This is a genomic window from Clostridium muellerianum (assembly GCF_012926525.1).
In the GTDB taxonomy this organism is placed as follows: domain Bacteria; phylum Bacillota; class Clostridia; order Clostridiales; family Clostridiaceae; genus Clostridium_AM; species Clostridium_AM muellerianum.
Window position 1 is genome coordinate 1 of the sequence record NZ_JABBNI010000019.1, and the last position, 12,849, is coordinate 12,849.

The 12,849-nt window shown below is 29.6% G+C and carries 12 protein-coding genes; 3 read left to right on the forward strand and 9 right to left on the reverse strand.

From position 1 onward, the window contains the following. The 5 genes from HBE96_RS10770 to HBE96_RS10790 all read right to left on the reverse strand — a co-directional run. The coding region (locus HBE96_RS10770; RefSeq protein WP_169297776.1) for a methylaspartate mutase subunit E at window positions 1–1,274 on the reverse strand (1,274 nt) is incomplete at its 3' end. A 68-nt stretch (window positions 1,275–1,342) separates the two neighbouring features. Next, window positions 1,343–1,753: a methylaspartate mutase subunit S gene (glmS, locus tag HBE96_RS10775; RefSeq protein ID WP_169297777.1), complete on the reverse strand. Its 411-nt coding sequence runs from the start codon at window positions 1,751–1,753 to the stop codon at window positions 1,343–1,345. Window positions 1,754–2,520: 767 nt separating this feature from the next. Continuing rightward, complete coding sequence (locus HBE96_RS10780) at window positions 2,521–3,678, reverse strand: pyridoxal phosphate-dependent aminotransferase (RefSeq protein ID WP_169297778.1); 1,158 nt, start codon at window positions 3,676–3,678, stop codon at window positions 2,521–2,523. 426 nt (window positions 3,679–4,104) lie between these two features. Next, a complete protein-coding gene (locus HBE96_RS10785; RefSeq protein ID WP_169297779.1) occupies window positions 4,105–5,385 on the reverse strand; it encodes an FAD-dependent oxidoreductase in 1,281 nt (426 codons plus the stop codon). A 55-nt stretch (window positions 5,386–5,440) separates the two neighbouring features. Then, window positions 5,441–6,424, reverse strand: coding sequence for a sulfide/dihydroorotate dehydrogenase-like FAD/NAD-binding protein (locus HBE96_RS10790; RefSeq protein WP_206154898.1), 984 nt, complete (start codon window positions 6,422–6,424; stop codon window positions 5,441–5,443). 148 nt (window positions 6,425–6,572) lie between these two features. Between HBE96_RS10790 and dapD the strand changes: the two genes are divergently transcribed. Further along, window positions 6,573–7,283, forward strand: a complete 711-nt coding sequence (dapD, locus tag HBE96_RS10795; protein ID WP_169297780.1) for a 2,3,4,5-tetrahydropyridine-2,6-dicarboxylate N-acetyltransferase — start codon at window positions 6,573–6,575, stop codon at window positions 7,281–7,283. Window positions 7,284–7,361: 78 nt separating this feature from the next. Here the strand turns inward: dapD and HBE96_RS10800 are convergent, their stop codons facing one another. Together HBE96_RS10800 and pdaB are read right to left on the reverse strand one after the other, a co-directional pair. Then, window positions 7,362–8,057 (reverse strand): single-stranded DNA-binding protein, encoded by a 696-nt coding sequence (locus HBE96_RS10800; protein ID WP_169297781.1) that lies wholly within the window; start codon window positions 8,055–8,057, stop codon window positions 7,362–7,364. A gap of 206 nt (window positions 8,058–8,263) precedes the next feature. Next, window positions 8,264–9,016 (reverse strand): polysaccharide deacetylase family sporulation protein PdaB, encoded by a 753-nt coding sequence (gene pdaB, locus HBE96_RS10805; protein WP_169297782.1) that lies wholly within the window; start codon window positions 9,014–9,016, stop codon window positions 8,264–8,266. Between the two features lie 202 nt (window positions 9,017–9,218). Here pdaB and HBE96_RS10810 point away from each other — a divergent pair, with 202 nt between their 5' ends. Beyond that, complete coding sequence (locus HBE96_RS10810; RefSeq protein WP_169297783.1) at window positions 9,219–9,749, forward strand: DUF4364 family protein; 531 nt, start codon at window positions 9,219–9,221, stop codon at window positions 9,747–9,749. Window position 9,750: 1 nt separating this feature from the next. On the opposite strand, the gene HBE96_RS10815 is transcribed toward HBE96_RS10810, so the two are convergent. Then, the gene (locus tag HBE96_RS10815) at window positions 9,751–10,638 is read right to left on the reverse strand and encodes a YncE family protein (protein WP_169297784.1); all 888 of its coding nucleotides are present in this window, start codon (window positions 10,636–10,638) and stop codon (window positions 9,751–9,753) included. 144 nt (window positions 10,639–10,782) lie between these two features. Here HBE96_RS10815 and HBE96_RS10820 point away from each other — a divergent pair, with 144 nt between their 5' ends. Continuing rightward, complete coding sequence (locus tag HBE96_RS10820; protein ID WP_169297785.1) at window positions 10,783–11,025, forward strand: TIGR03905 family TSCPD domain-containing protein; 243 nt, start codon at window positions 10,783–10,785, stop codon at window positions 11,023–11,025. 90 nt (window positions 11,026–11,115) lie between these two features. On the opposite strand, the gene HBE96_RS10825 is transcribed toward HBE96_RS10820, so the two are convergent. Then, the gene (locus HBE96_RS10825) at window positions 11,116–12,465 is read right to left on the reverse strand and encodes a bifunctional folylpolyglutamate synthase/dihydrofolate synthase (RefSeq protein ID WP_169297786.1); all 1,350 of its coding nucleotides are present in this window, start codon (window positions 12,463–12,465) and stop codon (window positions 11,116–11,118) included. Between the last annotated feature and the right edge of the window lie 384 nt (window positions 12,466–12,849).

Below are 12,849 nucleotides of genomic sequence, written 5' to 3' on the forward strand. Positions count from 1 at the left end.
TTATTATCTCTAGCAGGCATCATTTTTCCTGCATTGAATTTGCTTGGTGCAAATGGTATATCTACTATTCCTGCATCAAATCCTTTTACTGTTCCTACTGCTAAATCTCCATTTCCAAGTTCAAATAACTTATCCATCATACATTTAGTTTCTGCTTTTATTATGCTTATTTCTGTTTCAAGTTCCTTTGACATTGGAAGTCTCTGTCCCTGGAACATATTTAATGCCATTTTTGTTGCTTTTATTCCTGCTGCATTTGCTTCTTTTGTTGGTATTCCTACTGCTTCATGTGGTGTTTTTACTATAACCTTTGTTGCTCCAGCTAGTGCTGCTGTTGCTGCTCCTGATGCTATTACTCCAAATGCTTTAGCTTCATCCTGTGGGAATCCTCCCATCCATTCATGGAATACTGTTGTTATATAAACATCATTATATCCATATTGTTTTAAATATTCATTTACCTGTTCTTCTAATGCTCTTATTGCTGCAACATCCTGAACTAAGTTTCCACACTGTCCATATCCTACTGTTATGTTTTTAACTCCCTGTTCTGCTGCAAGCAAAGCTTCTATTATTGCTACTGTATTCGATGTACTTGGTGGAACTAAAGTTCCTGTTAAAGGTCCAAATGGTTCTCTATTGATTGATATTCCCTGTTCTTCATAATATCCAACAAGTCTATCACAGTACTGCCAGTCCAATAAGCTTTTTTCTATTGATACATTCTTAGCATATGGAACATTATATGATATTCCGCCGCCTTCATTTGAAGTCCATCCTGCTGCATGTATTATTTCTGAAAGCAATCTAGAATCTGGTGTACCATGTCTTGCTTCAATTGGTAAATTTACTGCTTCAAATACTTCTCTACATCCTTTTACCCCATGGTTTACTCCTGGGAATCCATTTAGTAATGATCTTCCTGCTGCTAAACTTTCTTTTATTCCTATTTCACATTCATCATATCTATTCTGTCTTGTATAACTATCTATTGTTGATGGTAATAAATCTGCATCTCCTTCATCTTGAAGATGCTTTAAAAGTTCTATATGTTCATTTATTAGCGCAACCCCTGCTCTTGGCTGTGCTAATGTTATTCCTGCTTCCTTAGCCTTTCTTAATTTTACTGAAAAGTTCTTATGTTCTGGCACCTTTTTTAAATATTCTACAGCTTCCTTTAAGTCTACCTCGCTTCCTGTTGGCCACTGGCTTAATACTTCTTTTCTCATTTCGAAAAATTCTTCATCTGTCCACTTTTTATTTTTAAGTTCCACCTGAATTACCCCCTAATCAACTTTTACTAAGTATTTTTTCATTAATATGGTTTGTACACGATCTTTATTTAATCTTCAACTTTTAAGTCCTTTTTTAAATCAGCAATTGTAACTTCTGGTGATGTTCCTGGTGCATATACTCTATCAAATCCCATTTCTCTAAATTTCTTATGTACATCTTCCCACTTTTGTTTTCCTACTACTAAATTTCCACCAGCATATAATAGTATTCCGCCTAATCCTGATTCATTAAGTTTTTCTCTTAATCCTCTGCAATCAATTTCTCCATGTCCATAAAGTGAAGATACTACTATTGCATCTGCATTAGTTTCTATTGCAGCATTTATGAAATCTTCTTGTGGAGATAACACACCAATGTTAACTACATTAAATCCTGCTTCTGTAAATGAATGTTGTAATATTTTGTTTCCAACTGCATGGCAATCTGAGCCAATAACACCAATAACTAAAGTTTTCATCATGAAACCCCCTAAAAATTGCTTTTAAAAATTTATTTATATTTCTAAAAATTATAAACATAAGTTTGTACAGTATTAATTATTAAAAATCCATAAAGAGTAATGGCTTAATGGATTAATCCATTCCTCTTTTTTATAATACCACATGAAAAAATCCATATCAAACGTTTTCAGAAAATATCTTTTTTCAGAATATTGTGTTACATTTAGTATTCTTTCATACATAGCCCCATCATACAATATTAACCATAACTAGTTATGTAATACTGTTGATTCACAAGCTACTTCACCTTATACCAATAAATTTTTAATATTATCTATCTTTGAATAAATTAAAATACTCTCTAAACACATTAAAATATGCTATGAATATCTTAATGTTAAAAATTGCATAATTTCATTCATTAATAATAACTTTTATATTTTATTATAATTTCCGCCAAGACATCCAATCCAATTTTGGGATAAATTTACATAATATCAGGATAACATTTTTTAAATCACATCAAAAAAGTGGACTTTTTAAAAAGTCCACTTTTTTTGATTTTTATTATTTTTTACAATATTTAAATGCACAACTTTAAGGTGAATGTCCAATCACTATAAGGCATATGAAAGAAAATAGCAAGTCAAAGATGTTAGTATATTTTGCGATAGACAAGGAAACAGGTTCCGCTGATAGTTGTTCTATCAAAGGGTTCTGTTGATGCAGTATGACGCAAAATATACTAACATACTGACTTGTTATTTTTTTGAATATGCCTAAGCTATTTTAATTTTTTTATAAATTCTTCTATTCTATCTGACGCTTCTTTTAATTGTTCCATACTATAAGCATAAGAAATTCTCATATAACCTTCTCCCCCAATTCCAAAAGCTGATCCTGGTACAGCAGCAACTCCTGCTTCTTTTAGAAGTCTTTCACAAAACTCCTCACTTTTCATATTAAATTTTTTTATAGCCGGAAACATGTAAAAAGCTCCCATAGGAACATTTGATTCAAAACCCATCTTAATAAATCTATTATATAAATAATCTCTCCTTCTTATAAATTCTCTTCTCATGTATTCTACATCTTCCATACAACTTTTAAATCCTTCACAAGCTGCCCATTGAACAATGGACGCTGCACATGATACATTATATTGATGAACTTTCATTATAGCATTCATAAAACGTTCTACTGCACACACGTACCCTATTCTAAGACCTGTCATGGAAAACATTTTTGAAAAGCCTCCAACAGCTATTACTTTATCTCTTATATCATCAAATTGAGCTATAGAATAATATTGGTCTTCAAAACATAATGAACTATACATTTCATCACTTATAACTATAATTTCATTATTTTTAATAATCTTATGAAGTTTATTGTTATCCTCACCTGATAAAATAGCTCCAGTTGGATTACATGGATATGATACTACTATAACTTTAGGTTTCTCTTTATTTATTAAATTTTCTAATTCCTTAAAGTTGATAGAAAAATCTTCATTTAAATTATAGTTAACAACTTCTCCTCCTATAAGTTTTACACAACTTTCATAAGCTGGATATGCCGGTGTGGGTATAAGAACTTTGTCTGAAGGATTTAATAAAGCCGCGAAAACATCCATTAACCCTTCACTACCACCAATAGTAATACATATTTCATCCTTATCATAGTTTATATGTTGAGTTTTTAAATACTTTGAGATTTCTTCCCTAAGTTCCACAATTCCTGCATTAGATGTATATGTAGTTTTGTTTTCATTTATTGCTTGAATCATGGCTTCCTTTATTTTTTCAGGTACATTAAAATCAGGCTGACCTAAAGTTAAAGAAATAGCATCTGGGTAATTAACTACCTTATTAAAAAATTTCCTTATACCTGAAATCTCTATATTTTGCACATTATTAGATATTACATTATCTTTAATCATTACTATAAAGCCCCCTTAGATTTATTATATAACCCTTGCAAAATTTTATCCGATGGCTACCATCCGTAACACTCCCATCACATACAGCGAAAGCGATTCACACAAAATCATAGATTTTGGTTCTCTGCTTTTCTTTAAGGTTGGAGATAACGGCTGATACGCCCCTGGATAAGTTCTTCTAAGACTCAGATGGAAAGAGGGGCATTCCTCATAAGTAAACTCCACCTGAGTCTAAGAATCACTTGATAAAAACATAATAGCATAAAAAAAGCAGGGTGTACATCTTACTTTCCACCCCTGATTTTTATATCCATTTAAAACACTAAATAAAAATCCTTACAGTGAGAAAATCATTGTAATAATAATATCTCACTGTACTATATAATAAAAGCACTGAAAAATTTCAACTAATCTTAAGCCTAGTCTTTAGAATAATTTTTCATTCATAATATTAGTTAACTTTAATTTTTCAATTCTATCTTCTATTTCTTTTCTATCTGTAGTATATAATCCAAATTTCTGCATTCTCTTAAAATATTCAGCTCCTGCAAAAGTATATCTATTTCTTCTTCCTTGTTTTGTCATCATTTTATAGTTTGCAAAAGCTATGATATCTCCTATTGCTGTGCTCTTTGGAAGAATTAAAGGAGGCATCTTTAAGGCACATCTTACCGCATTATGCCCAGCTAAGCTTCCAGTACATATCGCTTCTGTATGACCTACAAAAAGTCCACTTTTTTCACCGCCGCAGAATAAATTACTTATACCTTTTACTTTCATATCATCCGTTCTAGGTGCTACAGATAAATATCTAATGGAATTACCCTTTCCACCTGCGTAAGGATCAACATACTTTGAATTTTCTAATCCCTTAATTTTTCTTAGCTTTTCTAAAGGATAGTAAGATGTCATAAGTTTTGCATGGCCAGTATCCAATAATATTACATTTTCAGCAAACTCTTTTAATGCATACTGCTGGCATACCTTTGCTTTCAACTTATCCATGTTTACATCTTCTTTAGGAACTTTTAAAATAACTACTCCTTTTTTATCTAATTCTTCTACTATACTGTCATCTAAACTTTCTTTGCACAGCTTACAAGAACCACTAAAAGCTCCATATATATCATCATCTCTTTCCCCTTGAAGATCATCTACACCAGCTCTCATACTTATACTAACTCTTGGTCCAAATGCAGGACATCTAAGCACGCACATTGAACATCCATTTCCATATCTTAAGCAATTTCCCATAGGTCCTGTAGAGCCTGTAGTTTCAATAAATACATCTCCTTCTACATAACTACCATCTGCTAAATATATTCCTTTTATTTTATCTTCTTCCTTATCTACATCAATTATTCTACATATCATATTTAATTCTATACCAATATCCTGTAAGTACCTTTTTACTGCTGGTTCAATCTTATTTACATCATACAACCATGCATGTTTGTGTCCAGGAAAATCTACATTTTTATGCCGTGTATTACTATCAGTTATATTTATCAAATCCCCTGTACCTAAAGCTATTAACTCTTCTGAAGCAGTATATCTTCCATTGTTTCTCATTATTCCTCCTACATTTCCAAGTCCTAAAAGCATATCAGTTTTTTCATAAAGAGAAACAGTATCTGCACCTGCCTTTTTAGCACTTATTGCTGCTGCACAGCCTGCCCATCCACCACCAATTATAATTACCTTCATTAAAAAACCTCCTAATATTAAATTGTGAATTTTAAAATTTCCCTATCTTTATTTTTTATATAAACCTTCTTTCTTTAAATACATGTTTAGGATCTATTTGTACCTTACATAATTTTTTTACTACATGGTTTTTATATCTCGTGCTACAGGTACCACATACTCCTTCTCCGCAGCACATCTTAGAATTGTTACAGCAGGAAAAATTAATATTTTCATCAATAAACTCCATAGTTTTGTAAATCAATATATCTGGACCATCACAATGAATTAAATTTACATTTTCTACTTTTAAAATTTGTTTCATCATCATTTTAAATTCTTCTGTAAGTTCACCTTGTTCTAACATTTTGCATTCCAATATTTCTGAATTACATTCTTCAAAATACTCTTTTCCAAAAATGTTTTTAAAAGGTGCTTTATCAATTATTGCTATAATTTTATTTTCATTAGAATGTAATTTTTTTAAAACAGGTATTAAAGGTGCTATGCCTATTGCTCTTCCTATAACTATTGATACACCTTCCCTTGCTCTATAAACATTTTTTAGCCCTAATACTCCATTCCAAAATGGTCCTCTAACTAACATTTTTTCATTTTCGTTAAGTTTACATATACTTTTTGTTTTAATTCCTTTTGTTTCTATAGCTATTTTTAATGTGTTTTTTTCTGTATCAGCTTCCATAATAGAAATTGGTGTATCATAATAATTTGTAGACTGCGGATTTCTTATAAATATGAAGCTCCCTGGGTATACAAGATCATGCACTAAACTGTGAGATGCGTTTATCGTAAAAATATATAAACTTTCTTCTATCTGCTCCTTTTTTACTATTGTACATAAATAATTTTTCCTTCCTTCCTTAGCCTTGCTCTTATTTAAAATATACTCTTGATATATGCACACACCCTTCCAATTTATGCAGTCACAGAAATTTTTTCCTGAAAGTTGTGAGCATAAGACACAATCCCCTGTTTCAGATAAATGACATGGACAGTATATACTTCCAGCATCAATACAATCTTTCATTTCATAATCCAATTACATTACCTCCAAAAGCACTCTACTATTAAAATATTTCACTTGATACCTTTTTGTTACTGAAAAATACTTTACCCCTTTAATTGACAAAACATATTTATTATAATAATATTAATAACTATAATATTTAACTTAGGAGGTTATCCCTATGAACTATGATTTAACTAATCCATATGAAATAGCAAGATACATAAAAGAAGCAAAGAAATCTACTCCTGTTAAGGTTTATGTTGATGGTGACATACAAAATTGTGACCTAGGAAACATAGAAGATTACGGCAACTCTAGCTTCCATGTACTTTTTGGCGAAGCAGAAGAAGTCTCTAAATTTTTAGATGATAACAAAGATAAAATAAAAAAATTTAGAATAGAATATGATAGAAGAAACTCAGCAATTCCTCTTGTTGATGTTACAAAAATAGATGCTAGAATTGAACCTGGTGCTATTATAAGAGATAAAGTTAAAATAGATAAAAATGCTGTTATAATGATGGGCGCTGTTATAAATATAGGTGCTGAAATCGGCGAAGGCAGTATGGTCGATATGAATGCTGTTGTTGGTGCAAGAGGCAAGCTTGGAAAAGGAGTTCACTTAGGTGCAGGTGCTGTGGTTGCAGGCGTTCTTGAACCACCAAGTAAATCTCCATGTGAAATAGATGATGATGTTTTAATAGGTGCTAACGCAGTAATCTTGGAAGGCGTAAAAATAGGAAAAGGTTCTGTTGTAGCTGCTGGATCTGTAGTTGTAGAGGACGTTCCCGCTGGAGTAGTAGTAGCTGGCGTTCCTGCAAAAATAATCAAAACAGTAGATGATAAAACTAAAGATAAAACTAAAATACTAGAAGATTTAAGAAAATAAATAAACTTCATTTTAATTAAAAAGCTGTGAATTAAGGTACTAACCCTATATTCCACAGCTTTTATTTGTATTATTTTATTATGATATTTGTTTATCCACTAATGCTTCATTTATTCCTTTTTCATGTTGGCTTTCGCTCTCACTTACTTCATCATCTTTAACCGCTTTTTCCATTTTGGATATGGATACTTCATAGGCAACTTTCTTAATTGTTTCTGTATCAGATATTTTCTTTTGATACTCTCTACTTTGTAATCTACCCCAAACTTTTATATTATCACCAACTTTTAATGTCTTGCAGAATCTGGAATTTCTTACCCATGCAATAGTTGGTATGTAGTCTGACTTATTATAAGCTCTGTTAACTGCAAGGAGTATATCCGAAATTTCTCTTCCAAAAGGAGTTGTCCTATAAACTGGTTCCTTACAAATGAATCCATCTAAATATATCTGGTTAGGATTTTTGCTTCTTTCCTCACAATAGTATATATTCCTTGCAAAAACCGTTAATATCAACCTATTTGATCCATCCATAAACTTATTATAAGACCTTAACTGACCTTCTATTATTAGCTCTGAACCTATTTTAATATCCATTCCACCTATAAGTCTTTCTGATACAGTTATAAATAAAGCATCTTTTGCTTCACTTAGTCTTGAAACTTCTACATAAAAAGTATAAAACCCTTCACCATACATTTCGTGACTAAATTGTAATTCTGAAATTACTCGCCCTTCTAAATAAATTTTATTATTCAGCATTGAATTTTCCATTATAACCCTTCTTTCCCTTCGTTTTCAAATTATCTTATCATCATATAATTATTCACAGACTGACTAAATTATACTTGTAAAAATTTAAATTATATTTAATTGTTACATTTAACTTGATAACATTTACCATTCTTAAGATTTGTTACCACATTTCCATTATAATACAAATTTGACCTTAGTTTCAATAAGGTTGTGTTTTATTTATATTAATTTGATATTTGTTTTCCATCATAATCTATATGATAATTTTCTTTATATATTAAATCTCCAACTTTAACAAATTCATACCCATCCTTTTTTAGCTTTTCTATAACTCTTGGTAAATTATCTGGTGTATACTTTGCATTATTATGAAATAATATAATAGAACCATTTTTTACCTTTTTCACAACCCTATCATATTCTAGATTTGCTCCTTCTTCTCTCCAATCTATACTATCAACATCCCATTGAATACAATAATGATTTGTATCTTTTACTGTTTGTATAACTAAATTGTTATATGAACCCTCTGGACATCTAAAGAGTTTTGTTCCTTCTCCTGTTAGGCTTCTTATCTTAGAATCATTAATATCTATATCCTGTATTATTTTATCTCTTGATATCTTAGTCATATCAGGATGTTTATTTGAGTGATTTCCTATTTCATGTCCTTTTTCATAAATACTTTTAACTTTATCTGGATATTGATCTACCCATCCTCCAACTAAAAAAAAGCTAGCTTTTATATTATACTTATCAAGCACCTGTAAAATTTTATCAGTGTTATCTGTTCCCCAACTCACATCAAAGGTTAACGCAACCTTCTTATCTTTTGTATCAACACAATATATTGGGAGATTCCTATTAACATTGATAAATACACCTGTATTTTTATTTTTGCAAACAACAGATCCAATTACTGCAATACAAAGTATAAACATCGTAAAAAAAACCTTTTTTACTAATCTTCTCTTCAAAAGTTTCCCCTCCAAAACATTTTACTCTCATAACTTTATATAGTATTATTTATATGTAAATATTACTTAAACTTTAAAAATATCAATATTTTATAAATAAAAATAAAGCACTTAAGTATTTTTAGCGCTTTATTTATTTTCATATATTTTATGTTATAATATATTTGATATAATACTATTAATTTTAATTAGGAGGATAAAAATGTTTGAAGATACTTTAGAATTAGCGGAAAATAAGCTTCTATTACTTTTTATATTTGAAAAAATTAAATTCCCTGTTTCTAATAATCAGATAACACAAATTATTTTAGAGAATAATTTTATAAATTATTTTACTCTTCAACAATACTTAAATGAATTGCTTTCCTCTAATTTTTTAAAGTACACAAATGAAACGGGCAATCACAGACTTATAATTACAGAAAAAGGTATTAGAGTTCTGTCTTTATTTGTAAACAGAATATCTGAAGATAAAATAAAAGCTGTTAAAGATTACTTAAGTAAAAAATTAAGTAGTATAAAAAAAGAAGTTACTATAACTGCTGATTATACAATTGGGAAAAATGATAACTTTATTGTAAACCTAAAAGCTGTTGAAAATGATTCTATACTTATAGATATTAAACTTAATGTGGGCTCTAATAAAGATGCTAAAGATTTATGCCATAAGTGGAAAAATAATTCCTCAGACTTATATAATAAAATCATTCAACTGCTCATAAATGAAAACTAATTTAAATTAAAATCATACCTGTAGGTTCTCCTCCTATAGGTATATATTTTTTGCTTTCATTTGTTATATTTACTTTAATTAATAAATTATTATAATTGTCACCTATATAAATACTGTCACCATATTTTATTATTCCCCTCGGCATTCCACCTACTATTATGTTCCTATTTTCTTTATAACAATTTATATCTACAATGCTTATAGTTCCATCACCAAAATTAGATACAAAACAAAATCTCTCATTACAAAACATATCTACTGGAGAATTGCCCACTGTTATTCTATTTATAATTTTATAATTTTTTAAACTCATTAAAGCTATGCTTCCCCTAAAATCAGCACCTATGTTACTTTCACATATGACAGCATATTGACCATCTACAGTAAATACTGCTTTAGTAGGATATTCACCAACTCTTATATTCTTTATATTTTCATTGTTAACACAATCAATTAAGGTTATACTATCATCTTCCATATTGGAAATTAATAAAAGTTTTCTTTCTTTATTTAAACATATGCTATGCGGCAAACTACCACAAGGTATCTGTGTTATTATTTCTCTTTGCTCTAAATCAAAAACTACTAAGTTATTAAGATCACCACATATTATATATGCATTTTTCCCAAATACCACAACATCATTGCAATGTACACCTATATAGCAGTTTCCTTCTTCTACTCCCTTTTCCATATCAAGAATAGATATACTATTATTATAATTGTTAGCTGTTATAATTTTCTTATCATTTAAACATATACCATGAGGGCCAATTCTATCATTAGCATTACCAGACTTTAAAAATATCCTTTTTTCCTCTTTAAACTCATTTAAATTTACTTTTGAAATAAAATCAGAAGAAGTATTACATACATATAGATAATTCAAATTTATCCCCCCCTCACAAATATAATATGAATATTTATGAAAATGGACATATTTTTTTATCATTTATATTGAGTAATTTTTCAATATTATATATAATAATTTTATTATTTAAAAAATGTTTACTCACAAAGGGTGGTGATATTTATGTACAATTACTCAACAAAAGGTGTTTGTTCAAGTGAAATAAACTTTGATATAATTGACAATAAGGTATACAATGTATGTTTTACAGGCGGATGCAATGGTAATTTAAAGGGATTATCAAGTCTTATAGAAGGCATGGATGTAAAAGATGCTATAAAAAAATTAAAGGGAATTACTTGTGGCGGAAAAGATACTTCTTGTCCTGATCAACTTGCTATCGCACTAGAACAAGCTATATGTTAAATTTTAACAACAAAAGAGTACAAGGTTGTTCCCATGTACTCTTTTGCCTATTCTATATTAGGCATCTTCAAAAAATAACAAGTCCATATGCTAGTCTATTGCCTTATTAACTTTTCTAATAATTTTTCTCATTCCACCTATCATGTATAAAGACCCCGATATCACTAAAATATCTTCTTCCTCTAAATAAGATAATGCAGTTTTATAAGCTTCTTCATAATTGTCCTTAGATTCACAGTTACTATTATATTTTTTAATTACTTTTTCCAATTCATTAGCATTCTCCGCCCTATAACTATCAGGTGTTACAGCTATAATCTTTTCTGCCATTGGTGCTATAGTACCTACCATTTTCTCTACTTCTTTATCTGCTAATATACCAAGAATTAAAATCATTTTTCTATATTTAAAATAGTGTTGTATATTTTCTTTTAATTTTGTAATTCCATCTATATTGTGTGCTCCATCTATTACCACCAGAGGCTTGTTTTTCATTACCTCAAGTCTTCCAATCCATTTAACATTCTTTAATGCATTCATTATGTTATTTAATTCTATATGGAACCCTTTTTTTATAATTTCTTCTATGGCAAAAATAGCCGTTGCACAATTCACCATTTGATGCTTTCCTAAAAGAGATAATTCTATATTATAAACATTCACAGGAGTCCTTACTGTTAACTTTTGTAAACATTTATTACTGTTACTACTTACTTTTTCACTTTCAACATACTGTACACAATTAAAAGGAACTCTTACTAAATTTGATTCTTTTTCTTTACATACCCCTTCTATTACCTCTTCTACGGATTTTTCCTGGGGATACATAATTACCGAAACACCCATTTTTATTATTCCTGCCTTTTCATAAGCAATTTTCTCTAAGGTATCCCCTAATATATTCATATGGTCTCTACTTATAGACACAATTACACTAGCCATTACCCCTCCATCAAGCTTGGAATCGTATGGTTGTACTACATTTGTAGAGTCTAATCTTCCTCCTAAGCCTACTTCAATTACTCCGAAGTCTACTTTTTCTTTATAGAAATAATAAAACATAGTACAAGTAATTATTTCAAATTCAGTAGGATGATCATATCCCAATTCTATAACTTTATCAACTGCTTTAGAAACCTCTGTAACAATATTACTTAAAGCTTCTTTTGATATGTTAGTTCCATTTATCTGAATTCTTTCTTCAAATTCTTCAAGGTAAGGCGAAGTATACATTCCTACTTTAAAACCTGATTCCATCAATATTTTTGAAATCATAGCTGTAACAGATCCTTTTCCATTAGTACCAGCTACATGTATATATTTTATTTTCTTATGTGGATTCCCTAAAAGTTCTAATATTTTTTCTGTTCTACTTAAGCCTAAATTGCTTCCAAATTTCGCCGTATTAGTTATATACTTCATAGTATCTTTATAATTCATACTGTCACATCCCCATATTTTAATTTTACCTTATGACTACCTACTGTAACATTCCAATTTCCATCAAAGAGGGAGATAACAGTAGCTATGTCCCTAGATAATTCATCTAAACTTAGTGAGGGAAACAAACTCCTGCTAAGCAAGATTAATTCACAAAATAACTAGTATAATACATAAGTTACTTTTTGAAATCTATCCTGAATTCCATTTTATTTTACTAAATTTTTAATATTTAATCAATTCTAATATATATATTTTACCATTCTAAACATTCATTATATATTAAAGAAACTATAATTTTTTTATGATTATATTCCTACCGTTGATATAATAGCTAAATTTATATTTTAAAGTTAATTTTCTAATAAATTAAAAACTGCTGAC

What these genes read in the sequence shown, in the direction of transcription:
- glmS (WP_169297777.1), bottom strand. Translation starts at nt 1,753, where the DNA reads ATGAAAACTTTAGTTATTGGTGTTATTGGCTCAGATTGCCATGCAGTT.
- HBE96_RS10780 (WP_169297778.1), bottom strand. Translation starts at nt 3,678, where the DNA reads ATGATTAAAGATAATGTAATATCTAATAATGTGCAAAATATAGAGATT.
- HBE96_RS10785 (WP_169297779.1), bottom strand. Translation starts at nt 5,385, where the DNA reads ATGAAGGTAATTATAATTGGTGGTGGATGGGCAGGCTGTGCAGCAGCA.
- dapD (WP_169297780.1), top strand. Translation starts at nt 6,573, where the DNA reads ATGAACTATGATTTAACTAATCCATATGAAATAGCAAGATACATAAAA.
- HBE96_RS10800 (WP_169297781.1), bottom strand. Translation starts at nt 8,057, where the DNA reads ATGGAAAATTCAATGCTGAATAATAAAATTTATTTAGAAGGGCGAGTA.
- HBE96_RS10810 (WP_169297783.1), top strand. Translation starts at nt 9,219, where the DNA reads ATGTTTGAAGATACTTTAGAATTAGCGGAAAATAAGCTTCTATTACTT.
- HBE96_RS10820 (WP_169297785.1), top strand. Translation starts at nt 10,783, where the DNA reads ATGTACAATTACTCAACAAAAGGTGTTTGTTCAAGTGAAATAAACTTT.
- HBE96_RS10825 (WP_169297786.1), bottom strand. Translation starts at nt 12,465, where the DNA reads ATGAATTATAAAGATACTATGAAGTATATAACTAATACGGCGAAATTT.